Here is a 24265-nt window from a genome sequence, read left to right on the forward strand (position 1 = left end):
ATGCCCTATGACATGCAGGGGAACATCTTCATCTACGGACTGGTCGGGGCATTGGCAATCGCGCTGCTCATTGCCGCCTTCACCGATATCCGTCGCCGCCAGATCGACAACTGGCTGAACGCCGCCATCGCGCTCGGCGCGCCGGTCTACTGGTGGGCGCAGGGTCTGTCGGTCTGGCCGGACGTGGCGATCCAGCTTGCGCTCGCGCTTGTCACGCTCGTCGTTCTGGCAGGGCTATTCGCCTACAAGCTGATGGGTGGTGGCGACGTCAAGTTGCTGACGGCGCTCGCGCTGTGGCTGGCCCCGATGACCTTCCTCAAGCTGCTGGTGGTGATGTCGCTGCTCGGCGGCCTGCTGACCATTCTGTTCGCCGCGTGGCACTACACTGTGACCCGCAGGCGCGATGCGAAGATCCCCTACGGCGTGGCGATTGCCAGCTCCGGGCTGATCACGCTGGCGCCGGTTCTCGAGGCCGGATGGCGCTCGGTTACGGGTGCATGAACACAATATCAGAAATTTAACCAATTTGCCCGACAGATGCGGGCCGGACTTTAGAGGGCGGGACAAGTAGTCATGGACAAGAAGAAGCTGATGTTGCTGGTGGGGGCGCTGATCGTCGCGATCGGCACTGCCTTTGCAGCAAGGAGCCTTTTCGCCGGAGCATCGACACCTCAGGCCGAGGCCGCTGCAAAAATGCCGCTCGGTCCCAAAGTGCTCGTGGCCCAGCGCGCCCTGCCGGTCGGCACGATCATCACGGCAGACTCCATGAACTTCCAGGCCTGGCCCAAGGATATGGTGCAGGATGTCTACTTCGTTGAAGGCGAAGCGGACATGCAGAAGCTGCTCGGCACCGTGGTGCGCAACCCGGTGACAGCCGGTGAGCCCCTGACCAAGGGTAATCTCGTCGCTCCCGGCGACCGCGGTTTCCTTGCTGCGGCGCTCGGCCCAGGCATGCGCGCCGTCACCATCCCGGTATCGGCCCGCACCGGCGTTGCCGGCTTCGTCTTCCCGGGCGACCACATCGACCTGATGCTGACCCAGACCGTCAAGGGTGGCGGCGAAGGCATGGCGCTCAAGGCCTCGGAAACGATCCTCAAGAACTTGCGCGTCCTGGCAACCGACCAGTCGACCGAACAGGAAATGGTCGAGGGCAAGACCCGCGTCCGCACTTTCAGCACGGTCACGCTCGAAGTGACCCCGAAGATCGCTGAGAAGGTCGCAGTCGCCCAGACCATCGGCACGATCAGCCTGTCGCTGCGCTCGATCGCCGACAACTCGGCCGAACTCGAACAGGCGATTGCATCGGGCGATGTCAAAATCCCGGCCGGTGTCAGCAAGCAGCAGGAAGAAGCCATCCTCAAGAACGCGCTGAACCGTCCGATCGAAGGCACCAACGCCAGCTTCGTGACCGGCGGCGACGTCTCGCGCTTCCAGCGCAAGACTGTGCCGGTGCCAGGCTCTGGCGGCGGTGCTCCGCAGATGAACTCCGGACCGGCACCTGCACCGCAGATGGCCTCTGGTGGCGCAATGGTCCCGCGCGGTCCCGTTGTCCGCGTGACCCGCGGCAAGGATACCATCGACGTTTCAGTGGGAGCCAAGTGACATGATCGGCACCACACGACAGACCCCGCTTGCGAAGGGCAGCACAATGACACGCCGTCTCTCAACATCGCTGATCACGGCCGCGATGATCGCGCTGCCTGCAGCCCTGGTCCCGGTGACCGGCGCGCTGCACGCCCAGAGCGTGACCAGCCCGGCCCGCAATGTGACGATCTCGATCGGTCGCGGTGAACTGGTGACCGTCCCCGGACGGATGGCCGACGTATTCGTCGCCAACGACCAGGTCGCCGACGTTCAGGTCAAATCGGCCAACCAGCTCTACGTGTTCGGCAAGGCCGGGGGCGAGACCACGATCTATGCCAGCAACGCCAAAGGCGATGTGGTGTGGTCGGCCAACGTCCGCGTCGGCAACAACCTCGACTCGATCGATCAGATGCTCCACCTCGCCATGCCCGAGGCTCGCGTTAACGTATCGACGATGAACAACACCGTCCTGCTCACCGGCACGGTCGGCGCGCCGGAAGACGCTGCCGAAGCCGAGCGCCTGGTCAAGGCCTTCGTCGGCGACAAGACCAACGTGATCAGCCGCCTGAAGATGGCAACGCCGCTGCAGGTCAGCCTGCACGTCAAGTTCGCCGAAGTCAGCCGCTCGCTGGTTCGCACGATCGGCAGCAACCTGACCACGATCGACGGTACGGGCGGAATCAAGTTCGGTGTCGGACAGGGACGTCCCTTCGGGACATTTGCCACGACCGATCCAAACCTGCCCTTCGGCGTCGGCAACGCGCCAAGCGGGTACACATTCGACCCGGCCGCTGTGTCTGCATCCAATCCCAGCGGACTGGTACTCAAGCCGGGTACTGCAGTAGCTGCAGCCGCGGGGGCCACCACGATATCAGGCATGGGCAAGCTGCTTGGCCTCGACTTGCTCGGCACGCTTGATGCGGGCGAAACGATCGGCTTGGTCACGACGCTTTCGGAACCCAACCTCACCGCGATTTCGGGCGAAACAGCCGAATTTCTGGCGGGTGGCGAATATCCGATCCCAGTGTCGCAGGGGTTGGGCACGACCTCGATCGAATACAAGAAGTACGGCGTCAGCCTTGCCTACACCCCGACGGTGCTGGCCAACGGACGCATCTCGATCCGCGTCCGCCCTGAGGTGTCCGAGCTTTCCAGCACCGGCGCGCTCAAGCTCAACAGCATCGAAATCCCTGCGCTGACCGTACGCCGTGCCGAAACGACCGTCGAACTTGGCTCTGGTCAGTCGTTCATGATCGCAGGCCTGCTCAGCAACAGCGCACAGAACGGTCTGACCAAGATGCCGGGCGCGGGCGACATTCCGATCTTGGGCTCGCTGTTCCGCTCGACCAGCTACAAGAAGGGCGAGACCGAACTGGTCATCATCGTCACGCCGTATCTGGTGAACCCGGTCAATGCGAACGACATCGTCCTGCCGACCGATGGCTTCCAGAGCCCCAACGACATTCAGCGTCTTCTCGGGAACATGGAGCACGACGGCGTGACAGGTGGCGATCGTCCCAAGCCGACCGAGAAGGAAGGCACCGTTCAGGCAGGTCCCAAGGTCGGCGTGCTCGACGCGCCGACAGGCCCCGCACAGCCCCGCGACCGACGCAGCGACAAGAAGGTCGCCAGCGCCGCGCCCGGCTTCAGCATCCAGTGAGAGAGGGACACACAATGCGCCACACACTCACCCAAATCCGCTTGCGCCGCACCACCAGTGCGCTGGTCCTTGCCGCAGCCGTCGCGCTGTCAGGCTGCGCCGCCGGCCCTGCAGGCAACAACCGCATGCTCGACTCGGTCCACCAGCCGGTCGTCGAGCGCAACCGCTACGTGCTCGACGTCGAGACGCTCCCCGGCGGTGGTCTCTCGATCCCCGAGCAGCGCCGTCTGGCGGGCTGGTTCGAAAGCCTGGGCCTGAAATACGGCGACAGGATCGCGGTCGATGATCCGCTGGATTCGAAGGCCACGTTTGCATCGATCGAAGGCGTCGCCGCACGCTGGGGCCTGATGGTCGGCGAATCTGCCCCGATCACACCGGGCTACGTCGCCCCCGGGGGCACCCGGATTATCGTGACCCGCGCGACCGCTTCGGTCCCCGGCTGTCCCGACTGGTCGGCGAAATCCGACTTCTCGATGAGCAACCGGACCACATCAAACTTCGGCTGCGCAATCAACAGCAACCTTGCCGCGATGGTCGCCGACAAGGAGCACCTTGTCCAGGGCGCGACCGGCAGCGGCGAAACCGTCGTGATGAGCGGCACCAAGGCAATCGACAGCTATCGTAACGCCAAGCCGACCGGCGAAGGTGGGCTCAAGAGCGTCAATACACAGAGCGGCGGGAATTGAAGCCATGAGCTGGAAAAACGCAAACCGCGACGCCTTTGCCGCCTTCATGTGCGACGAAACCGCGCTCGACATGCTGCGGCCGGTTGTCGTCGACATGGGCTGGGCACCCGAAAAGTGCAATCGCGGCGGTCTCCGCAACGCGATCCAGTCGCTTTCGATCACTGCCAGCCCCAACATCCTGATGGTCGATTTGTCGGAAAGCGGCGATCCGCTCAACGACATCAACGCGCTCGCCGAAGTCTGCGAGCCGGGCACCGTCGTCATCGCGGTCGGTCAGGTCAACGATGTTCGCCTCTACCGCGACCTGATCGCCTCAGGCATTCAGGACTACCTGCTCAAGCCACTCAACCCCGGTCAGATCCGCGATGCGCTTGTCCAAGCGCAGACGATCTTCACCACGCCTAAAAGCCATGACGCGTCGGCCGTGAAACGCCACGTCTCCACGGCGGTCGTGGGAACACGCGGCGGCGTGGGTGCGTCCACAGTGGCGACTTCGCTCGCGTGGCTGTTCAGCACCGACCACAAGCTGCCGACCGCGCTGCTCGATCTCGACGTGCACTTCGGCACAGGTGCGCTGACGCTCGACCTTGAGCCCGGCCGCGGGCTGACCGATGCGATCGACAATCCGAGCCGCATCGACGGGCTGTTCATCGAACGTGCGATGATCCGCGCCAACGACAACCTGGCGATCCTTTCGGCCGAAGCGCCGATCAGTTCGCCGCTGATGACCGATGGCAGCGCATTCGTGCAACTGGAGGAAGAATTCCGCCAGGCGTTCGAGATGACGGTCATCGACATGCCGCGCAACATGCTGATCAACTTTCCACACCTGCTGAGCGATGTGAACGTCGTGGTGCTGGCAACCGAGTTGTCGCTGGCCGGCGCGCGTGACGCGATCCGCCTGCTTTCGTGGCTGAAATCCAATGCGCAACACGCCCGCCCGATCATCGTTGCGACCAAGGTTCAGCCAGGCGCGAACGAGATCAGCAAGGCTGATTTCGAAGCCTCGATCGAACGCAAGATCAACTTCATGGTGCCCTACGACATCAAGGGTGCCTCGAACGCGGCCAAGCTCGGCCAGACATTCGTTGCCGCCAACCGCGCATCGAAGGCTGGCGGAGTTCTCCGCGACATCGCGGATCTGGTGATCGGTTCGGTCAATGAAGAAGGCACGACCGTCGTCGACAAGGACGCGCACGGCCGCAAGGCATCGCTGCTCGGGAAGTTCGATCTGAAGAAGATGCTCGGTCCCAAGGCAAAGGCTGGCGCAGCGGCCTGAACTTGGCGGGTTTGGGCGGTGCGACGACTGGTGGCGTGACAGGAAGGCAATAGAATGACGAGCATGATCCAGCTGCTGATACTGGCCACCGGCCTGATGCTGGCGATGGTGCTCGGCTACGCTGCGCTGTCGGGGCCATCGGCATCCAAGGAAGGCGGGCGCCGGTTGCAATCGGTCCGCTTCCGCCATTCCGACAGCGCCACCGACAAGGTCGAAGCGCAGTACCGCAAGACCCTGGCCGCACGCAAACCGCGGGTCATGCAGATCGCGGGATCGAATTCGCGGATCGAAGCGCTTGAACTCCGCTTGCGCAGGACCGGCAAGAAATGGACGCTGGCGCAGTATCTCTATGTCAGCGGCGGGATGGCCCTGACCATCATGGTACTTGTCTACATCAAGACCGGAGCAGCGCTCCTTGGGCTCGGGGCAGGCATATTGATCGGCGGGGGCGTGCCGCACTTTCTGGTCAATCGCGCGATCAAGAAGCGGATTGCTGCATTCGTCACGCGGCTGCCCGACGCTCTCGACCTGCTTGTGCGCGGTTTGCGATCGGGCCTGCCCGTGACCGAAACGCTGGGCGTCGTTGCATCCGAACTGCCCGGCCCGATCGGCGAGGAGTTCAAGATGGTGACCGACCGCATCAAGGTCGGCCGGACCATGGACGAAGCCCTGCAGGACACCGCCGACCGGCTGAACCTGCCCGAATTCAACTTCTTCTGCATCACGCTGGCCATTCAGCGCGAAACCGGCGGCAACTTGTCCGAAACGCTATCGAACCTTTCGGACGTGCTGCGCAAACGCGCGCAGATGAAGCTCAAGATCGGTGCGATGAGCTCTGAATCCAAAGCCTCGGCCTATATCGTCGGTGCGTTGCCGTTCATCGTCTTCGTGCTGATCTACATGATCAACCCTGCGTATCTCGGTAAGTTCTTCATCGACGAACGCCTCATCGTCACGGGCCTTGGCGGCCTGATCTGGCTTGGTCTCGGGGCATTCATCATGTCCAAGATGATCAGCTTCGAAATCTGAGCGAGGGACAGGCGACATGATGAAAACACCGCCCGGACCGACCCTGCTCGGCTTTGACGTCTACCTCGTCGGCTCGATCCTCGTCGCGGTGGCAGCGATGGCCGTGATGCTGGCAATCTATGCCGCCATCACCGTGCGTGATCCGATGACGAAGCGGGTCAAGGCCCTCAACGAGCGCCGCGAGCAGTTGAAGGCCGGCATCGTCACGGCAAGCGCCCGCAAGCGCACCAGCATCGTGCACCGCAGCCAGACCACAGATCAGATTCGTGGCTTCCTCGAATCGCTCAAGGTTCTGCAGGACAGCCAGGTGTCCGTCGTGCAGCAGAAGCTGGCACAGGCGGGCATCCGCAAAAAGGAGTGGGCGGTCGCGGTCATTCTGGGCCGCATGGTCGGCCCGATCCTGTTCGGCTTGCTCGGCGCGGCAATCTTCTACTGGTCAGACACCTTCCCCGAATGGAGCTCGTTCAAACGCTTCGCGGGCTTCGCCGTGACGCTTGTACTTGGCTACAAGGGACCGGACCTGTTCGTTCAGAACCTTGTGAACAAGCGCACCGTCGCGATCCGCAAGGGCCTGCCCGATGCGCTCGACCTGCTGGTGATCTGCGCGGAAGCCGGCCTGACCGTAGATGCCGCATTCGGCCGCGTCGCGCGTGAACTCGGCCGCGCCTATCCCGAACTCGGTGACGAGTTCTCGTTGACCGCGATCGAATTGGCGTTCCTGACCGAGCGTCGCAAGGCTTTCGAAAACCTCGCCTATCGCGTCGATCTTGACTCGGTCAAGGGCGTGGTCACGACGATGATCCAGACCGAGCGCTACGGCACCCCGCTGGCATCGGCGCTCCGCGTGCTATCCGCCGAATTCCGCAACGAACGCATGATGCGTGCCGAGGAAAAAGCCGCGCGCCTGCCCGCAATCATGACCATCCCGCTGATCCTGTTCATTCTTCCGGTGCTGTTCATCGTGATCCTCGGGCCAGCCGCTTGTTCGATCACCGACAGCCTGATCAACCGCAAGACCTGACGCGATCCGCGTCGCATGCAAAAAGGCCCGGCAGGTTGCACACCTGTCGGGCCTTTTTGTGCCTTACGGGATAAAATCAGGGACGCGTGACGGTGTGGTCGATGGCGCCGAACAGGCTTTTGCCCTTGGCATCGCGCATCTCGATCCGCACGCTGTCGCCCCATTTGAGAAAGGGTGTTTGCGGCTCACCGCTGGCGATCGTCTCGACCATCCGCTGTTCGGCGATGCAGGCATACCCGCGCCCGCCTTGCGCAACAGGGCGTCCGGGTGAGCCATCGGCGTCGCGATTGGACACCGTGCCCGAACCAATGATCGATCCTGCCCCAATCTTCCGCGTTTTGGCAAGATGCGCGATCAGCACGCCGAAGTCGAAGGTGCACTCCTCGCCTGCCTCGATTCGCCCGAACGGCTCGCCGTTGAGATCGACCATCAGCGTGCGCCGCAGCTTGCCGCCCGCCCACGCCTCGCCCAGTGCCTCGGGCGTCGTGAACACCGGCGAGAAGTGGCTGGCGGGCTTGGACTGGACGAAGCCGAACCCTTTGGCGAGTTCGCCCGGAATGAGGTTGCGCAACGACACGTCATTGACGAGCCCGACGAGCCGCACATATTCCAGCGCTTGCTCGGGCGTTACGCCCTGAGGCACGTCGCCGGTCACAACGACGACCTCGGCTTCGAAATCGCAGCCCCAGCTTTCATCGGCCAGGCAGATGGGTTCGCGACCGCCGCGCAAGTCGTCGCTGCCGCCCTGGTACATCAAAGGGTCGGTCCAGAAGCTGTCAGGAAGCTCTGCACCGCGCGCTTTGCGCACCAGTTCGACGTGATTGACGTAGGCGCTGCCATCGGCCCACTGATAGGCACGCGGCAATGGAGCACAGGCCTCACGCTCGTGGAAGCGTTTGCGCGGAATGGCATCGTGCGCGAGCTCGATCGCCAGAGATTCCAGCAGCGGATAGAGCCGGTCCCAGTCATCGAGCAGGCCCTGCAGCGTCGGCACGATGTGATCGGCATCGGCGTACCAAGCCAGATCGTCGGACACGACGATCAACCGGCCGTCGCGGCCCTGCGGAAGGGAAGCCAACCTCACTTGTCATCCCCTTCGATCGCGCGTGCAGCCTTGAGCAGCTTGTCCAGAATCGCCCGCAGCTTCTCAAGTTCCCGGGGCGTTATTGCGGAAAATATCTTCTCGTACGTTTCAACCGCCTGCGGCCAGATCTTGCCATGCAGGTCGCGCCCGCTGGTAGTCAGCTCGAGATGGTGCGAGCGGCCATCGTGCTCGTTCGGGCTGCGATGAACGAATCCGCGTTCCTCAAGCACCTTGCAGGCGCGATTGACGGCGACCTTGTCCATCAGTGTGGCCTGGACAAGGTCGCGCTGGGTCAGCGATCCGGCATCGCCAAGCACTGCCATGATCCGCCATTCGGGAATCTTCAGCCCGAATTCGCTGCGATACTCGCCCGCGATAAGGCCGCTCACCGCGTTCGAGGTGATCGCCATCCGGTAGGGCATGAAGTCTGCGAGACGCGTCGAATTCATTGGCATAAGATCGTATCACATGAAACCAGAGGGGCGTGCAAGACGGAAATATTGTGTCACCGGCGGCGGCGCGCAGCCATACTTCGTTTCAAGCCCGCTCTCCAGACGAAATTTTGTTTAGGCTGACACCCGCCTGCATATTGCGTCCAGCCTGGCACCCAGACCGCTATCGCGCTGCGCCTGCGCCGTCATGATCGCGCCGTCGAGCGCCGTGTCGATGGGGCTTGCGGTTCGCTCTGGCGGCAACGCTTCGGCCAGTTGGAGCAAGGTTGCGCGCGCCAGTGCAGCGTTGTTTGACATCACCCGCAGGACATCGGCGACCTCGACATGATCGCCCTCGCGCCATGAATCATAGTCGGTTACCATGCCCAGCAAGGCGTAGGGCAATTCGGCTTCCCGCGCCAATCGGGCTTCGGGCATCGCAGTCATGCCGATGACATCGGCGCCCCACTGCCGGTACATCCGGCTTTCGGCACGGGTTGAAAATTGCGGACCCTGCATCGCAAGGTAACACGCTCCCCGATGTACGGTTGCGCCCGCCATTTGCGCAGCATCGGCAACCAGCCCCGAAAGCCGCGCGCAGACTGGGTCGGCCAGTGAGACATGCGCGACCATGCCCTCGTCGAAGAACGTATCCACCCGTCCATGGGTACGGTCGATGAACTGGTCCACCGCCACGAAGCTGCCCGGCTCAAACTCCTCGCGCAATGACCCGATTGCCGAGATCGCGAGCACGTCGGTCACCCCGCAGCGCTTGAGCACGTCGATGTTGGCGCGCGCGTTGATCGCATGCGGCGGGATGCGGTGGCCCTTGCCGTGGCGCGGCAGGAACACGAAACCGACCCCGCCGATCCGGCCGACCGTCACTGGCCCCGAAGGTGCACCGAAGGGCGATGACACCGCAATTTCCTGCGCGTCTTCAAGCCCGTCGAATTCGTACAGCCCCGACCCACCGATGACTCCGATGCGCCAGCCCGACGCGCCCACATCAGTGCGCAAGGATTCCCGCCATCACGAAATCGACCGTATGCTCGCGGTAGCTGTTGCGCAGTTCTTCGGTCAGTGTGTCCTGATCGAAGCAATGCTTGAGCACCAGTCTCGCCGAAAAGAACCGGTCGGCCGCACCGGTCAACGTGAAGTAGAACAACCGCGGGTTTATGGGCCGGAACGTGCCTGCCTCCACGCCGTCGCCGATGAAACGTTCGTAGGCACGGTGAAGCGGCAGCAGATACTGGTCGGCAATACGCTTGGCCTCGGCTTCGTCGCTGTCGCGCACCAGCCGCATCAGCAAACGGTTGAGGTAGGGGTAATCGTAGTAGGTATCGATACTCTTGGAAATGTGCCGCCGCAGCTTGGCTTCGGGACTCATCTCGTCCTTGGCCAGCAGCGCCTCGACCGACTTGACGATGGCGTCCATGTCGCGATCGAGCAAGGCCTTGAGCAGCCCCGCCTTGTTGCCGAAGTAGTACTTCACCAGCGCCGAGTTCAACCCCGAACGCAGGCTCAGTTCGGACAGCGAGATATCGACCACATCCCCTTCGCGCATGATCGTCGAGGCGGTCTGCAACAGCAGGTCGCGAGCACCGGGAGCCGCGAGACTTTCGGCCCTGTCCACGTCTGCGTCCATGTCTTCGATCATTCCCAACCAGCTTCTTCCCACCACGGATAAAACGACGGCATATCCGAAGATACGCGCGCCGGGTAGCGGGGTGTGCGTTTTTCAAGAAAGCTGGCGATGCCTTCGGCGATCTCGAGCGTGATCTGCCTATAGTTGCTCAACCTGGCCACTCCCATTATTTGCACTGAGCCCCCGCGAAGGCGGGGCCTCAGGCGTCATCATGCAACTCCCGAGGTCCCCGCTTTCGCGGGAACGCCAGTAGTTCAAATCAACGCGGCGCCATTCGGATCGCCCCGTCTAGGCGCACGTCCTCGCCGTTGAAATAGCTGGTTTCGATCATGCACATGGCAAGGTTGGCGTATTCCGCCGGATTGCCGAGACGCTTGGGGAACGGCACCGATGCGGCCAGTGCAGCGCGCACATTGTCCGGCGCAGCGGCCAGCAGCGGCGTGTCAAAAATGCCCGGCAGGATCGTGTTGACGCGGATGCCCTCGGCCATCAGGTCGCGTGCGATTGGCAGGGTCATGCCGACAACGCCGCCCTTCGACGCCGAATAGGCTGCCTGACCCATCTGGCCGTCCTCGGCCGCAACGCTGGCCGTGTTTACGATCGCACCCCGTTCACCAAATTCGTCCGAAGGATCGAGCGTGAGCATTCCCGCCGCCGACTTGGCGATGCAGCGGAATGTGCCGACGAGGTTGATCTGAATGACCAGGTTGAACGCCTCGAGCGGAAAGTGCTTGATCGAGCCATCTTCCTTCGACCGGCTCGCGGTCTTCACCGCATTACCGATGCCCGCACAGTTGACCAGCACGCGCTCCTGCCCGTGGGCCGCGCGTGCCTTGGCAAAGCCCGCGTCCACGCTCTCGTCGCTTGTCACGTTCACTTCACAGAATATCCCGCCGATTTCGGCCGCGAGCGCTTCGCCCTTTTCCTTCTGAAGGTCGAATAGCGCAACCTTCACGCCCTTGGCGGCAAGCGCCCGTGCGGTGGCGGCACCAAGGCCGGAAGCACCGCCGGTGACAACGGCGGCTACGGTATTGTCGAGCTTCATCAGGTCATTCCTCTGTCAAATGCTTCAATCAAAATTACTGTTAGTCATCGCGAGAGGAGCGAAGCAATCCAGTGCGTAACGCACCAACGCTGGATTGCCGTGTCGGCCTTGCCTCCTCGCAATGATGAAGAACTCAAAGCGCCTCGACGATCGTGACATTGGCGACGCCGCCGCCTTCGCACATCGTCTGCAAACCGTACTTGCCGCCCCGCGCGCGCAAAGCGTGTACCAGCGTCGCCATCAGTTTGGTCCCCGATGCGCCGAGCGGATGGCCAAGCGCGATCGCGCCGCCGTTGACGTTGAGTTTGTCCGGATCGGCGCCAGTATGCTTGAGCCACGCCAGCGGGACCGAGGCAAATGCCTCGTTGACTTCATACAGGTCGATGGCTTCGATCGACAAACCGGCGCGTTGCAGCGCGCGGTCGGTGGCGAACAGCGGTTCCTCGAGCATGATCACCGGATCGCCTGCAGTCACGGTCAAATTGTGGATGCGCGCGATCGGGGTCAGGCCATATTGCTTCAGCGCTGTCTCGGACACGACCAGCACTGCGCTCGACCCGTCGCAGATCTGGCTGGAACTGGCCGCGGTCAGCGAACCGTCGGGCTGGAGCAGCTTGACGCCTGCAATGCTCTCGAGCGTTGCGTCGAAGCGGATGCCCTCGTCCACGGTGTGCAGCGCCGGACCATCGGGAGTCTCGATTTCGATACCCACGATCTCGTTCGCAAAGGCCTGCTTCTTGGTCGCGGCAATCGCCTTCTCGTGGCTCGACAGCGCGAACCGGTCGAGGTCGTCCTTGGTAAAACCGTGCTTCTGCACGATCATTTCAGCGCCCATGAATTGCGAGAACATGATCCCGGGGTACTTTTCCTCCAACCCGGGCGATTTGTAGTGACCGAGGCCCTCCTTGATATGAAAGGTGGCGTTGCTGCCCATCGGCACACGGCTCATGCTCTCGACGCCGGCTGCGATGACCACATCCTGCACGCCCGACATCACCGCCTGCGCCGCGAACTGGATCGCCTGTTGCGACGATCCGCACTGGCGGTCGATCGTCACCGCGGGCGTCGATTGCGGAAGCAGTTTCGAGGCCAGCACCGAATTGCGCCCGGTCTGCGTCGCCTGCTGGCCCGCCTGCGTGACGCAACCCATGATCACGTCGTCGACCACCGTCGGATCGATCCCGCTGCGCGCGATGATCGCATCGAGGCTGCGCGCGGCAAGATCCACGGGATGGACGCCGGCCAGCCTGCCCCCGCGACGGCCACCGGCGGTGCGCACCGCGTCGACGATATAGGCTGTGGCCATGAGATCCGACTCCTGCTGAATGCTTTAATCGGACGATTAAGGGGCGTGCTATCCCGGGTCAAGTGGACTTGTGGAGAACGCCCCGCCACCGCATAGACCATGTGTGAGCAAGGAAACCGCCCTGATCGATGCCATGCGCGCGCTGGCCACGCACCCTGCCGCGCGCGGGCTGACGGATGACTGCGCAGTGCTCGATTTCGGCAACGAGGCGCTGGTCCTGACCCACGACATGATGGTCGAGGGCATCCACTGGCTGCCTGGGCAGGACATGGCCGATGTCGCGTGGAAGCTGGTCGCGACCAATCTCTCCGACCTTGCAGCCAAGGGCGCGAAGCCGGTCGGTGTGTTGCTTGGCTTCACCCTTGGCGCGGATGACACGCGCTTTGTCGAAGGCTTGCGAGAAGCGCTGGCCGCGTTCGACGTCCCGCTCCTCGGTGGCGATACTGTCAGCGCCAACGGCCCGCGCAGCCTCGGCCTCACCGCGCTGGGCCGCGCAACGCATCGCCCCCCGCCTTCGCGCAGCGGTGCCCGCCCCGGCGATACGCTCTGGCTGACCGGCCCCGTCGGGGCAGCGATGCTCGGCTTCGAGGCGCTGCGCGACGGAACCGGCGCCGCCACCCTCGCCTTCCGCCGCCCGACACCGCGCCTGGCCGAAGGTCGCGCATTGGCCCCGCTCGCCACCGCGATGATGGACGTCTCTGACGGCCTGTTGATCGACGCCACCCGCATGGCCGCCGCGAGCGCCGTTACCTTCACCATCATCTCCGCCGATGTGCCCTTCCCCGCAGACCTTCCCACCGCCCGCCGCGACGATGCCATGCGCTGGGGTGACGACTACGAATTGCTGTTCACGCTTCCCCCTGAAACCCTGCCCCCGGTTCCGGCGTTTCGAATCGGCCAAGCCATCACGCGTTCAGCTTCGCCGCTCATGCTCGACGAAGCCTGCCCCACCGGTCCACTCGGTTACGTGCACGATTAAAAACCCGCTGAATGACGTCATTCGGGGGCTTGCGAGGCAGAAATAAACATATAGCCTCCCCTCCGACCCGCGCACGACGGGGACGGGCCATTCGTGGCACCGTGAATAAAGGGGGATGCCAACGTGGATTTAGTCGTTCTATCGATAATATTCGGGTTACTGGCCATCGTTTATGGCTTCGTGACCAGCCGTCAGGTGCTCAGCGCACCAGCCGGTAACGCCAAGATGCAGGAAATCGCCGCCGCCATTCAGGAAGGCGCGCAGGCCTACCTCAAGCGCCAGTACACCACCATCGCCGTAGTCGGCGTCGTCGTCGCGGTAATCATCGCCATCACGCTCGGCACGATCTCGGCGGTCGGCTTCGTCATCGGGTCGGTGTTGTCAGGCGTTGCGGGCTTCATCGGGATGAACATCTCGGTCCGCTCGAACGTGCGCACGGCTGCGGCGGCACAGACCGGCCTTCAGGCTGGCCTGACGCTGGCATTCCGCGCAGGCGCGATCACCGGCATGCTCGTGGCGGGCCTTGCCCTGCTCGCGATCGCGGTATTCTACCATTACCTGACGGCAATCGCAGGCTACACCATCGGCGGCGATGATCGCACGGTCGTGGACGGGCTCGTCGCGCTCGCCTTCGGTGCCTCGCTGATCTCGATCTTCGCGCGGTTGGGCGGCGGCATCTTCACCAAGGCCGCTGACGTCGGCGCCGATCTCGTCGGCAAGGTCGAAGCTGGCATCCCCGAAGACGATCCCCGCAACCCTGCCGTGATCGCCGACAACGTGGGCGACAACGTCGGCGATTGCGCCGGCATGGCCGCCGACCTGTTCGAGACCTATGTCGTTACCGTTGGTGCCACCATGGTGCTCACCGCCCTGCTGCTCAAGGGCCTCGGCGAAGGTCTGGGCGCGATGATGGCGCTGCCGCTGCTTATCGGCGGCGTGTGCATCGTCACCTCGATCATCGGCACCTACTTCGTCAAGCTCGGCAGCTCGAACAACATCATGAACGCGATGTACAAGGGCTTCCTGGTCACCGCCGTCATCTCGGTCGGCGCGATCTGGTGGGCGATCGACTATGCCCTTGGCGGCATGGAATCGCCGATGTCCTACACGATCATGGGCAACACGGTGGACTTCACCGGGCGTACGCTGTTCTACTGCTCGCTGATCGGTCTGGTCATCACCGGGCTGATCATCTGGATCACCGAATACTACACCAGCACCGCCTATCGCCCGGTCCGCTCGATCGCAAAATCGTCCGAAACCGGCCACGGCACCAACGTGATCCAGGGTCTGGCCATCAGCCTTGAATCGACCGCCATGCCGACGCTGGTGATCTGCGCGGGCATCATCGGTGCCTACCAGCTCGCCGGGCTGATCGGCATCGCCTATGCCGCTACCGCAATGCTCGCACTTGCCGGCATGGTCGTGGCGCTCGATGCCTATGGCCCTGTCACCGACAACGCCGGTGGCATTGCCGAAATGGCAGGTCTCGACGATGCGGTCCGTGAAAAGACCGACGCGCTCGATGCCGTGGGCAACACCACCAAGGCCGTCACCAAGGGCTACGCAATCGGATCGGCCGGCCTTGCCGCGCTCGTCCTGTTTGCCGCCTACACCACCGACTTGCGCGAGTTCTTCCCGAACCTTGCAGTCAGCTTCAGCCTCGAAAACCCTTATGTCATCGTCGGGCTGCTGCTCGGCGCGCTGCTGCCGTACCTGTTCGGTGCGATGGGCATGACCGCCGTGGGCCGTGCCGCCGGAGACGTGGTGCTCGACGTCCGCAACCAGTTCCGCGAAAATCCGGGCATCATGGCGGGCACCTCCAAGCCCGACTACGCGCGGACGGTGGACCTTGTGACCAAAGCAGCGATCAAGGAGATGATCGTGCCGTCGCTGCTGCCGGTGCTCGCGCCGATCGTGGTGTACTTCGTGATCACCGCGGTGGCGGGCCAGGCCAACGGCTTTGCCGCATTGGGTGCGCTGCTCCTCGGCGTGATCGTATCCGGCCTGTTCGTGGCCATCTCGATGACATCGGGCGGCGGCGCATGGGATAACGCCAAGAAGTATATCGAAGACGGGCACCACGGCGGCAAGGGCTCCGAAGCCCACAAGGCTGCGGTTACCGGCGACACCGTCGGCGATCCGTACAAGGATACCGCCGGCCCAGCCGTCAATCCGATGATCAAGATCACCAACATCGTCGCGCTGCTGCTTCTGGCTGCGCTGGCGGCAAACGGGGCGGGATAAACACCGCCACAGCCCCGCATGCGGGAACCTTGAACCCCGCCCGGTAAAATCCGGGCGGGGTTTGCATTTATGCTTCGTTTTGTGTCCAGCGTTAACCGAGTTTTCGCGCCTTGCCCCTAATCCGGCAGGTGGAGACCCGACCGTTGAACGCCTTTTCCATGATCCCGCCGACGCAGGCGATCCGGCTGGCACCGCCTGGTCCGGCGCAGGTGCGCGTGGGCAAGTGGCGCGAATGGGCAGGGGACGAACCGCGTGGCCGCTGGCAGGCACTGGCTGACGCGGCGAGTACGCCCAACCCCTTCTTCGAACCGTGGTACCTGATCCCGGCGCTCGAATCGTTCGATCCGCGTTACGCCGTCAGCCTGTTCACCGTCGAGATTGGCGATGAACTGATCGGGTTGGTGCCGGTCGCAACGACCAGACGCTACGGTCGCTACCCCCTGCCCAACCTGACGACATGGCAGCACCCCAACGCGTTCCTCGGCGTACCGCTGGTACGCGCAGGCTGCGAGACGCTGTTCTGGCGATCGCTGTTCAATTGGGCCGATACCCAGCGCGGCGCGCTGTTCCTGCACCTGCCCGCGATGCCGCTCGAGCAGCCCCTGACGCACGCGCTGTTCGATCTCGCCGGCAGCAGCAGCCGTGCCGCCGCGCTGGTCATGCGAGAGCAGCGCGCGATGCTGCATTCGCCGCTGGCGCCCGACGCCTATCTCGAACGCGCGCTGACCGGCAAGAAGCGCAAGGAACTGCGCCGCCAGCACGCCCGCCTCGCCGAACAAGGCGCGCTCGCCTTCGAACGCCATGACGACACAACTGAAATCAATGCGTGGCTCGAAGATTTCCTCGCGCTCGAACAGGGCGGCTGGAAAGGCAAGGCGGGCAGCGCGATGGCCTGCGCGCCCCAGACGGCCAGCCTGTTCCGCACCGCGCTCATGCAGGCCGCAACGCTGGGCAAGCTCGAACGCCTGTCGATCACTCTTGATGGCAGACCGATCGCGATGCTCGCCAATTTGCTCACCGCGCCGGGCAGTTTCTCTTACAAGACCGCGTTCGACGAGAGCTATGCGCGTTTCTCGCCCGGCGTCCTGCTCCAGCGCGAAAACCTTGCCCTGCTGAGCCGTCCCGACATTTCCTGGTGTGACAGCTGCGCCGTGCCCGATCATCCGATGATCGACAGCCTGTGGACCGAGCGGCGCCCGATCGGCCGCATTTCTGTGGCGATCGGGGGCAAGGCTCGCCGCACTGCGTTCAATCTGCTCCTCGCACTTGAACTGGGGCGCAATCCAACCGGAATTACGCGATGAACGACCAGACCGCACGCTACGCCAGCGCTTTGCCGATCGACGCCTTCGACGCGGCGTCGCGCACGACTTTCGCTGCATCGTATCCCGAGGTGCCGCACAAGCTTACCCACGCCCTGCGCGATCATCCCTTAATGCAACTGTCCGCGCTCGCCGAAATGGCAGAAGCGCTGCCCGCAACCAGTGTCGAGTACAACCGCGCCGACCTGCCCACCGGCCTCAACGGTGAAAAAGCTCGCGCCAATGGCATCGGCATCGGCGAGACCATCCGCAACATCGCCACCACCGGCAGCTGGGCAGCGCTCAAGAACATCGAGCAGATCCCCGCTTATGCCGACCTGCTGATGGCGCTTCTGGCCGAACTGCGCCCGGTAATCGAGTCGCGCACCGGGGCGATGCTCAAGCAGCAGGGCTTCGTCTTCGTCACCAGCCCCGGCGGCGTCACGCCCTACCACTTCGATCCCGAACACAATATCCTGCTGCAACTGATGGGCAGCAAGGTCATGACCATGTTCCCCGCCGGGAATTCGCGCTTTGCGCCCGACGAGACGCACGAGGGCTACCACACGGGGGGCGGCCGCGAACTGTTCTGGAACGATGCGCTTGCGGACGGCGGTCGGGAATGGCCGCTGGTCCCGGGCGAAGCGCTCTATGTGCCCGTGATGTCGCCCCATTTCGTCAATAACGGCCCTGCTCCGTCTGTCTCGCTGTCCATCACCTGGCGCTCGGAATGGAGCTTCGCCGAAGCCGACGCACGCGCGTTCAACGGGCTGCTGCGCAAGGCGGGCCTGAACCCGCGGCCTCCCGGCCGCTGGCCTGCGACCAACCGCGTAAAAGCATTTGGCTGGCGTCTCTATGCCAAGGCGCGCGGCCTCCGCTGAGCCTTCCCGTTGACGTAAGCGGCAAGCCGGTGCATCGCACAACGATGACCGACGACACCGATCCCACACCTGATGCCCTTGTCGCAGGGCTGCTTGATCTGCTCAACGTGAAGGACCACGGCGGCGACCGATTCGAAGGGCGCCGCAAGATCGGCGGCGTCGGGCGCGTGTTCGGCGGTCAGGTCATCGGGCAAGCGCTGGCTAGCGCCGAACGTACCGTTCCCGACGATCGTCCGGTTCACTCACTCCACGTCTACTTCCTGCGCGGGGGTAGCGAGGATCACGAAATCGACTTCAAGGTCGAACGTGACATGGACGGGGGAAGTTTTTCCAACCGCCGCGTCGTGGCGCAGCAATTGGGCAAGCCCATCTTCAACATGCTGGCCTCGTTCCACAAGCGCGAGCCCGGGGTTCATCACGCCGAGGCGATGCCCCAAGTCGAAGGTCCGGACAATCTGCCTAACGAAGCGGAATTGCGCCGCCGCTTTGCCCAATATGTGCCCGAATCGCGACGCCATGTAATGCTCCAGCCCCGCCCAATTGAGCTTCGCCCGCTCGAATCGCGCCGCTGGACAGGTGGGCCACCGAGCGAACCGGTGGCGCACACGTGGTTCCGCGCGGTCGCCACGTTGCCCGACGATCCTCGCATTCATCGGGCAGTTCTCGCCTATGCCAGCGACATGACCCTGCTCGGGACCGCCACCCTCCCGCATGAGCTAAGCTGGATCAAGGGTAACCTGATGACTGCCAGCCTCGACCATGCGCTATGGTTCCATGACGATTTCCGCGCCGACGAATGGCTGCTTTACGCCTGCGATAGCCCCTGGGCCGGACGCGCTCGCGGCTTCAACCGTGGCCGCATCTACACCCGCGACGGACGTCTGGTAGCCAGCGTCGCGCAGGAGGGCCTGATGCGCGAGATAGAGCCTAAATCTACCGGGTAATCTTCACCCCGAAGGATGGTAGAAATCGTACACCGTCTGCGCCACCGCCGCGCTCACCCCCGGCGCACGCTGCAGATCTTCCAAGCTGGCGGCGCGTACCTTCCCCGCCGTGCCGAAGTGCAGCAGCAGCGCCCGCTTGCGCGCGGGGCCGATGCCCGAAATCTCGTCGAGCGGGCTGGCCACGATCCCCCGGCTGCGCTTGGCGCGGTGCGCGCCGATGGCGAAGCGGTGCACTTCGTCGCGCATGTTCTGCAGGTGGAACAGCAGGGGCGAATTGACCGGCAGCATCTTCTCGCGGCCGTCGGGGAAGTGGAACACCTCGCGCCCGTCGCGCCCGTGGTGGGGGCCTTTGGCGATCGCTACCAGAGCCACGTCCTCGATGCCGAGTTCGCCCAGCGCTTCCTTGACTGACGACATCTGCCCCTTGCCACCGTCGATCAGCACCAGATCGGGCCACGTCCCGCCTTCGCGATCCGGGTCTTCCTCTTGCACCCTTCCGAACCGGCGCGTCATGACCTCGCGCATCATCGCGAAGTCGTCGTTGGTCTGCGCGGTCTTGATGTTCCACTTGCGGTACTGGCCCTTCACGAAGCCTTCAGGCCCCGCGACGATCATCGCGCCCAGTGCGTTGGTGCCCTGGATATGGCTGTTGTCGTAGACCTCGATGCGCTGCGGGACGTCGGGCAGTTCGAGGAATTCGGCAAGCTCACGCATGACCTTGGCCTTGGTCCCGCTCTCGGCCAGCCGCCGGTCGAGAGATTCAACGGCGTTGCGCTGCGCCTGCTCCATCAGCCGCCGCCGGTCGCCGCGCTGGGGCACAGACACCTCGACCTTGCCGCCCGCCGCCTCGCAAAGCGCCTCGGCCAGCAAATCGGCCTCAGGCAGCGCGCGATCGACCAGGATCAGCCGCGCAGGCGGCACTTCTTCATAGAACTGCGCGAGGAAGCTGGTCATCACCTCTTCCTCGGCCAGCCCCTCGGTGTGCGTCGGGAAGAACGCGCGGTGGCCCCAGTTCTGCCCGCCGCGAATGAAGAATGCCTGCACCGCGACCTGCCCGCCCTTGGTCGCCATCGCGAAGACGTCAGCATTGCCCACGCCTTCGGCGTTGATAGCCTGACTACCCTGAATGAACGTCGCCGCTCGCAAGCGGTCGCGCATCATCGCAGCGCGCTCGAAATCGAGGTTCTCCGCCGCCGCCTGCATCTGCGTCTCGATCTCGCGCTGCACCGCGCCCGATTTGCCGCCAAGGAAGTCCTTTGCCTGTCGCACCAGTTCGCTGTAATCCTGCGGCGTGATCCGATCGACGCAGGGCGCAGAGCACCGCTTGATCTGGTACAGCAGGCAGGGCCGATCACGGCGCGACATGAAGCCGTCGTTGCAACTCCTCAGCAGGAACAGCTTCTGGAGCGCGTTGATCGTCGTGTTGACGCTACCCGCGCTCGCAAACGGGCCGTAATAGTTGCCCTTGGCCTTGCGCGCGCCGCGATGCTTCTGGATGCGTGGGTAGGCATGGTCGGCGCGCAGCAGGATGAACGGAAACGATTTATCATCGCGCAACAAGACGTTGTACGGTGGCCGGAAACGCTTGATCAGTTGCGCTTCAAGCAGCAGCGCCTCGGCCTCTGAATTGGTCGTGACGATGGTCATGGACCGCGTCTGGCTGACCATGCGGCGCAGGCGATTGGTCAGCCGATCGACTTGTGCATAGTTCGCCACACGGTTCTTCAGCGCGCGCGCTTTGCCGACGTAGAGCACATCGCCCTTGGCATCGCACATCCGGTAGACGCCCGGTTTGGGCTTGAGCGTATTAACGGTATCGCGGATGACCGACACGCCAAGGTCGATATCGGGCTGGTCCGAGCCGCGCACCGTCGTCGACGCGCGGTCCTCGTGGAAACGCTCGGTATCGCGGTCGGGCGGGGTGTCGGGCTTGCGGGCCATGGCTCGATCAGCAGATAGTCGCTCGCGGCGCAGGCGCAATGGCCGCAGGGCGCATTTCCCCAAACGCGTCACCCGGCACCCTCTGCGTGTTTGCCCGTATGGCTTCAAGTCACGGATCTTAGGTGGCTTTTGCGCATTGTAGCATCATGCCCGGAAGACCGCTTCCCGCCCCCGCCACCCCGCCCGGCAACATTCCCCCCGGCCGACGCAGCAATGCGCGGGTGCGGCTGCATATCCCCGCACGGCTGATCCTGTTGAGCGGCGTCCAGCATTGCATACTTGAGGACCTGTCGGTCACCGGCGCGGCGATAATTCCACAGGAGACCCTTCCCCCCGTTGGCACCTCAGGCATCCTGCAGTGCAACGGGGTCGAGGCATTCGGCAACATCCAGTGGTCGCGGTATGGCCGCTGCGGCATCATGTTCGACGAGCCGCTCCCACTCGCCAACGTCATTGCGCTGCGCCACGTGGCCGATGCCTATGAAGATAATGAGCGCGAGCGTTTCCGCGACAGCGCCCGCGCGTGGGTTCAGGGCTCGACCCGCCACATGTAGTCAGAATTGCTTGCGAAATTCGATGCGGATCACTCGCCCGCTGGGATCTAAGTAGCCGGGCTGATAACGCAGCGGCACCGAGCCCGTGCCATCGGTTACTCGCTGCTGCGCGTTGAACAGGTTGTCCACCGACAGCGAAAGGCGACTGCCCTTGAAGAAAGGCACGCTCTCGACCAGCTTGGGCTTGCGGCCAAGATCGGCGAACAGGCGCAAGTTGAACGTCGCGATCGGCGCGAAACTCAGCGTGGTCGATCCCGGAAACCCGCTCGCGTCGATGCGCGAGCCGCCGGTATAGTCGCCGCGCAGCCGCAGACCGAAGCCGCGGTAGAACCCGCCACCCTCCAATTGGATCGAGTGGCGCGCCACCCCGCTGTTGATCGCCTCCCCGTCGAGCAGGTTGAGCACCTGCCCGCCCGGCGCGATCTGCACCGATTGCTGGAAGCGCACGGTATGGAAGACCGAAACGTTCCAGCGCCCGCGTCCGTCGCCTCCAGCGCGGCCCGGTCCACGGCCGCCACCGCCGGGTCCACCCGCGCGCGGCCCGCCGCGACCAGCGCCACCGCCCGCCGCGCGCATCATGCCCATCGGCCCGCCGCCGCGCTGGATGTTCGGATCGGGCTTGCCGAAGCTGCCCGACAGGTCGAGACCGTAGCGCAAGCGTGAGCCCTTTTCCTCGGCAAAAGTCACCGCGCTCTGATCGACCGACACGATCCGCCCGCTCGCATCTCGGATCACGCGCCCCGGGAAAGCAGCCTCCACTTCGGGCGTCAGCAGCGGAAAGCCGTTGGTCGTGTTGGTCGAACGGTTGCGGAAATACTCGGCCACGAACCGCGAATTGTTGAGGAACGGCAGCGTCCAGTTCAGCCCGAACTTCCAGTCGCGCTGGCGTTCCTTGACCAAATTCGGATTGCCGCCGCTGATGACCGAGGCCAGCACCGTCTCGCCCCGCGTGAAATCGAACAGCGACACGTTCTGCGTCAGCGTCGTCGGTCCGCCCAGCTGGGTCAGCGACGGCGCCTTGTCCGCCGCGACATAGCTTACCTGCAGGCTCAGCTTCTCGGTCGGAGCGTAACTGAGGCCGCCGCCCCAATTCGTCAGCGTCCCGAAGTCCGAAAGCCGGTGCACTTCGGCGTTGGCGTTCAGCGAGATATCGCCGATCCCCGCGCCGAAGTTCTCGCGGCGGCTGGTAATCGGCAGGTCGAGGCTGAACCCTGCCTGCGCATCGCCGCGCTTGAGGTTGACCACGCCCGCGGCCGTGCGCGTATCGCTGCTCTCGATGCCCGCATAGTCGAACCCGGCCTTGACCGTCAGGCCAACCTCGCCGCCCGGCAGCCGCAGCGGCCGCCCGCTGATCGTCGCAAGGCTCGTCAGCGAATCTGTCTTTGACAATGCGCGGTCCGCCGCCCGTCCGCCAATTGCGTCGATCGGCAGCGGTCCGGTGGCAGAGATCGTCCCCGCATTGACCAGGGCCTGCAGTCCCGAAAGGTCCGCGCGGTTGTCGATCGTACTCTTCGTTTCGACATGCCCACCATCGGCGGTCAACGCCAGAAACCAGTCCCCCAGCGGCTTGTTCAGCGCTGCACCTGCCTGCAGCGTCGTCGTCCGCCTGCGCGTCGTGATCGGCTGCGGATCGATGATTGTGCGCAGATAATCCGTCCCTGCAGAGCTCAGCGTGACCGTGTTCAGCCCGTTGAGTGTGCGCGAATCATCCCGCTGTGCCAGCACATTGACGCTCAGCCCCGCACCGCCCCCCAGCGCACGCGCCAGCGTCGCGTTCAACTGCGCCGACTTGGTATCGCCGATCAGCGTCCGGAAATCGGCCGCGTTGGGGTCGCCTGCAACAAATCTACCTGAGTTGGGCTGGATGATCCCGCGCTCGGCCTCGGTCAGCGGACTGGAATCTTGGAGCTTTCCGGTCACATTGATGCGGTTGCCGCCGGTGATCTTGGCGAGCGTAAATTCCTGTTCGAGCGTGGTGAAGCCACCGCCGGTGGGCAGTCCCACCTCGGTCTCGCTACCGTAGCTCGAATAATTGTCCTTCAGGATGAAGTTGACCACCCGCTGGTCGGGCCGGTAGCCGTATTTCAGCGCCACTTCCTCCGGCAGCACCTCGACCCGCGAAATTGCCTCGGGCGGCAGCCCGCGCATCTCGCGAAAGCCGGAAATCCTCATCCCGTTGAGCAGCACAATCGGCCCGCCATCGCCGCGCCCACGCCCGGACGTCGTCTGCGGCGCAAGCGCTGCCAGCAGATCCTGTATCGAGCCCGCGCCATACGACGCAATTGCCTCCTCATCGAGAACCGCAATCGGAGCCAGCGTCGTATCGACCTGCCCCTTCATCCGCGTTGCGATGACGAGGATCTCGTCCGCCCCATCGTAGAGTGCATCGTCTTCCTCGGTCTGCGGCGCGTCCGGCGCAGGTTCCTCGGTGCCAGTCGTCACATCCTGCGCCGCCGCCGGATTGATCGCCGCCAGGCAGAACGCAAGTGTCGCCAATGAAACGGCAGGATTGAACTTCACACTTTATTCCCTTGAATCCGCAGCGCCACACGCACAGTGGCTCTAGTAACGCCAAGCGTGGCCATGCGGTCCCGGACCGGCAACGCGCATTTCGTATCATATTGTCGCACTGCAGCATCAGAAAGTAC

Annotated in this window: 21 protein-coding genes and 1 pseudogene; 13 read left to right on the plus strand and 9 right to left on the minus strand. The window is 63.9% G+C overall.

Going from position 1 to position 24265, the window contains the following annotated elements:
• The first annotated feature begins 12 nt into the window (after nt 1–12).
• The 7 genes from GGQ88_RS13245 to GGQ88_RS13275 all read left to right on the plus strand — a co-directional run bounded on the left by GGQ88_RS13245 (nt 13) and on the right by GGQ88_RS13275 (nt 7259).
• Nucleotides 13–501 carry an A24 family peptidase gene (locus GGQ88_RS13245; RefSeq protein ID WP_246385960.1) on the plus strand — a complete coding sequence of 163 codons (489 nt, stop codon included), beginning with the start codon at nt 13–15 and terminating at the stop codon, nt 499–501.
• A gap of 72 nt (nt 502–573) precedes the next feature.
• On the plus strand, nt 574–1602 hold the full coding sequence (cpaB, locus tag GGQ88_RS13250) for a Flp pilus assembly protein CpaB (RefSeq protein WP_183613912.1): 1029 nt from the start codon (nt 574–576) through the stop codon (nt 1600–1602).
• Nucleotides 1603–1648: 46 nt separating this feature from the next.
• Nucleotides 1649–3244, plus strand: a complete 1596-nt coding sequence (locus GGQ88_RS13255; RefSeq protein ID WP_183613913.1) for a type II and III secretion system protein family protein — start codon at nt 1649–1651, stop codon at nt 3242–3244.
• Nucleotides 3245–3258: 14 nt separating this feature from the next.
• A complete protein-coding gene (locus tag GGQ88_RS13260; RefSeq protein ID WP_183613914.1) occupies nt 3259–3930 on the plus strand; it encodes a CpaD family pilus assembly protein in 672 nt (223 codons plus the stop codon).
• 4 nt (nt 3931–3934) lie between these two features.
• Nucleotides 3935–5209, plus strand: coding sequence for a CpaE/TadZ family protein (locus tag GGQ88_RS13265; protein WP_183613915.1), 1275 nt, complete (start codon nt 3935–3937; stop codon nt 5207–5209).
• A gap of 54 nt (nt 5210–5263) precedes the next feature.
• Nucleotides 5264–6238 (plus strand): type II secretion system F family protein, encoded by a 975-nt coding sequence (locus GGQ88_RS13270; RefSeq protein WP_183613916.1) that lies wholly within the window; start codon nt 5264–5266, stop codon nt 6236–6238.
• A 16-nt stretch (nt 6239–6254) separates the two neighbouring features.
• Nucleotides 6255–7259 (plus strand): type II secretion system F family protein, encoded by a 1005-nt coding sequence (locus tag GGQ88_RS13275; protein ID WP_183613917.1) that lies wholly within the window; start codon nt 6255–6257, stop codon nt 7257–7259.
• A gap of 76 nt (nt 7260–7335) precedes the next feature.
• On the opposite strand, the gene GGQ88_RS13280 is transcribed toward GGQ88_RS13275, so the two are convergent.
• The 7 genes and pseudogenes from GGQ88_RS13280 to GGQ88_RS13310 form a co-directional block, all read right to left on the minus strand.
• Nucleotides 7336–8343: a fumarylacetoacetate hydrolase family protein gene (locus GGQ88_RS13280; protein ID WP_183613918.1), complete on the minus strand. Its 1008-nt coding sequence runs from the start codon at nt 8341–8343 to the stop codon at nt 7336–7338.
• Complete coding sequence (locus GGQ88_RS13285; protein ID WP_183613919.1) at nt 8340–8798, minus strand: MarR family winged helix-turn-helix transcriptional regulator; 459 nt, start codon at nt 8796–8798, stop codon at nt 8340–8342. The genes GGQ88_RS13280 and GGQ88_RS13285 overlap by 4 nt, the downstream gene beginning before the upstream one ends.
• A gap of 111 nt (nt 8799–8909) precedes the next feature.
• On the minus strand, nt 8910–9791 hold the full coding sequence (gene mtnP, locus GGQ88_RS13290; RefSeq protein WP_221214664.1) for an S-methyl-5'-thioadenosine phosphorylase: 882 nt from the start codon (nt 9789–9791) through the stop codon (nt 8910–8912).
• Nucleotides 9781–10419, minus strand: coding sequence for a TetR family transcriptional regulator (locus GGQ88_RS13295; RefSeq protein WP_183613920.1), 639 nt, complete (start codon nt 10417–10419; stop codon nt 9781–9783). The genes mtnP and GGQ88_RS13295 overlap by 11 nt, the downstream gene beginning before the upstream one ends.
• 8 nt (nt 10420–10427) lie before the next feature.
• Nucleotides 10428–10535 (minus strand): annotated as a pseudogene (locus GGQ88_RS13300) (enoyl-CoA hydratase); the annotation flags it as partial.
• 143 nt (nt 10536–10678) lie between these two features.
• A complete protein-coding gene (locus tag GGQ88_RS13305; protein WP_183613921.1) occupies nt 10679–11464 on the minus strand; it encodes an SDR family NAD(P)-dependent oxidoreductase in 786 nt (261 codons plus the stop codon).
• Nucleotides 11465–11597: 133 nt separating this feature from the next.
• Nucleotides 11598–12770, minus strand: a complete 1173-nt coding sequence (locus tag GGQ88_RS13310; protein ID WP_183613922.1) for an acetyl-CoA C-acetyltransferase — start codon at nt 12768–12770, stop codon at nt 11598–11600.
• A 103-nt stretch (nt 12771–12873) separates the two neighbouring features.
• Between GGQ88_RS13310 and thiL the strand changes: the two genes are divergently transcribed.
• The 5 genes from thiL (at nt 12874) to GGQ88_RS13335 (ending at nt 19122) form a co-directional block, all read left to right on the plus strand.
• On the plus strand, nt 12874–13749 hold the full coding sequence (gene thiL, locus GGQ88_RS13315; RefSeq protein ID WP_183613923.1) for a thiamine-phosphate kinase: 876 nt from the start codon (nt 12874–12876) through the stop codon (nt 13747–13749).
• Nucleotides 13750–13872: 123 nt separating this feature from the next.
• Nucleotides 13873–15996 (plus strand): sodium-translocating pyrophosphatase, encoded by a 2124-nt coding sequence (locus GGQ88_RS13320; protein ID WP_183613924.1) that lies wholly within the window; start codon nt 13873–13875, stop codon nt 15994–15996.
• Between the two features lie 143 nt (nt 15997–16139).
• A complete protein-coding gene (locus tag GGQ88_RS13325; protein ID WP_246385963.1) occupies nt 16140–17300 on the plus strand; it encodes a GNAT family N-acetyltransferase in 1161 nt (386 codons plus the stop codon).
• The gene (locus GGQ88_RS13330; RefSeq protein WP_183613925.1) at nt 17297–18178 is read left to right on the plus strand and encodes a cupin domain-containing protein; all 882 of its coding nucleotides are present in this window, start codon (nt 17297–17299) and stop codon (nt 18176–18178) included. Before GGQ88_RS13325 ends, GGQ88_RS13330 begins: the two co-directional genes overlap by 4 nt.
• Before the next feature lie 44 nt (nt 18179–18222).
• Entirely contained in the window at nt 18223–19122 is a 900-nt protein-coding gene (locus GGQ88_RS13335; RefSeq protein WP_183613926.1) for an acyl-CoA thioesterase, read from the plus strand.
• Between the two features lie 3 nt (nt 19123–19125).
• On the opposite strand, the gene uvrC is transcribed toward GGQ88_RS13335, so the two are convergent.
• Entirely contained in the window at nt 19126–21063 is a 1938-nt protein-coding gene (uvrC, locus tag GGQ88_RS13340; RefSeq protein ID WP_183613927.1) for an excinuclease ABC subunit UvrC, read from the minus strand.
• Nucleotides 21064–21209: 146 nt separating this feature from the next.
• Here uvrC and GGQ88_RS13345 point away from each other — a divergent pair, with 146 nt between their 5' ends.
• Nucleotides 21210–21617, plus strand: coding sequence for a PilZ domain-containing protein (locus tag GGQ88_RS13345; protein ID WP_183613928.1), 408 nt, complete (start codon nt 21210–21212; stop codon nt 21615–21617).
• Here the strand turns inward: GGQ88_RS13345 and GGQ88_RS13350 are convergent, their stop codons facing one another.
• Nucleotides 21618–24137 (minus strand): TonB-dependent receptor domain-containing protein, encoded by a 2520-nt coding sequence (locus tag GGQ88_RS13350; protein ID WP_343057213.1) that lies wholly within the window; start codon nt 24135–24137, stop codon nt 21618–21620.
• Nucleotides 24138–24265 lie beyond the last annotated feature (128 nt).

It is taken from the genome of Novosphingobium hassiacum (genome assembly GCF_014196055.1).
GTDB classification, from domain to species: Bacteria; Pseudomonadota; Alphaproteobacteria; order Sphingomonadales; family Sphingomonadaceae; genus Novosphingobium; species Novosphingobium hassiacum.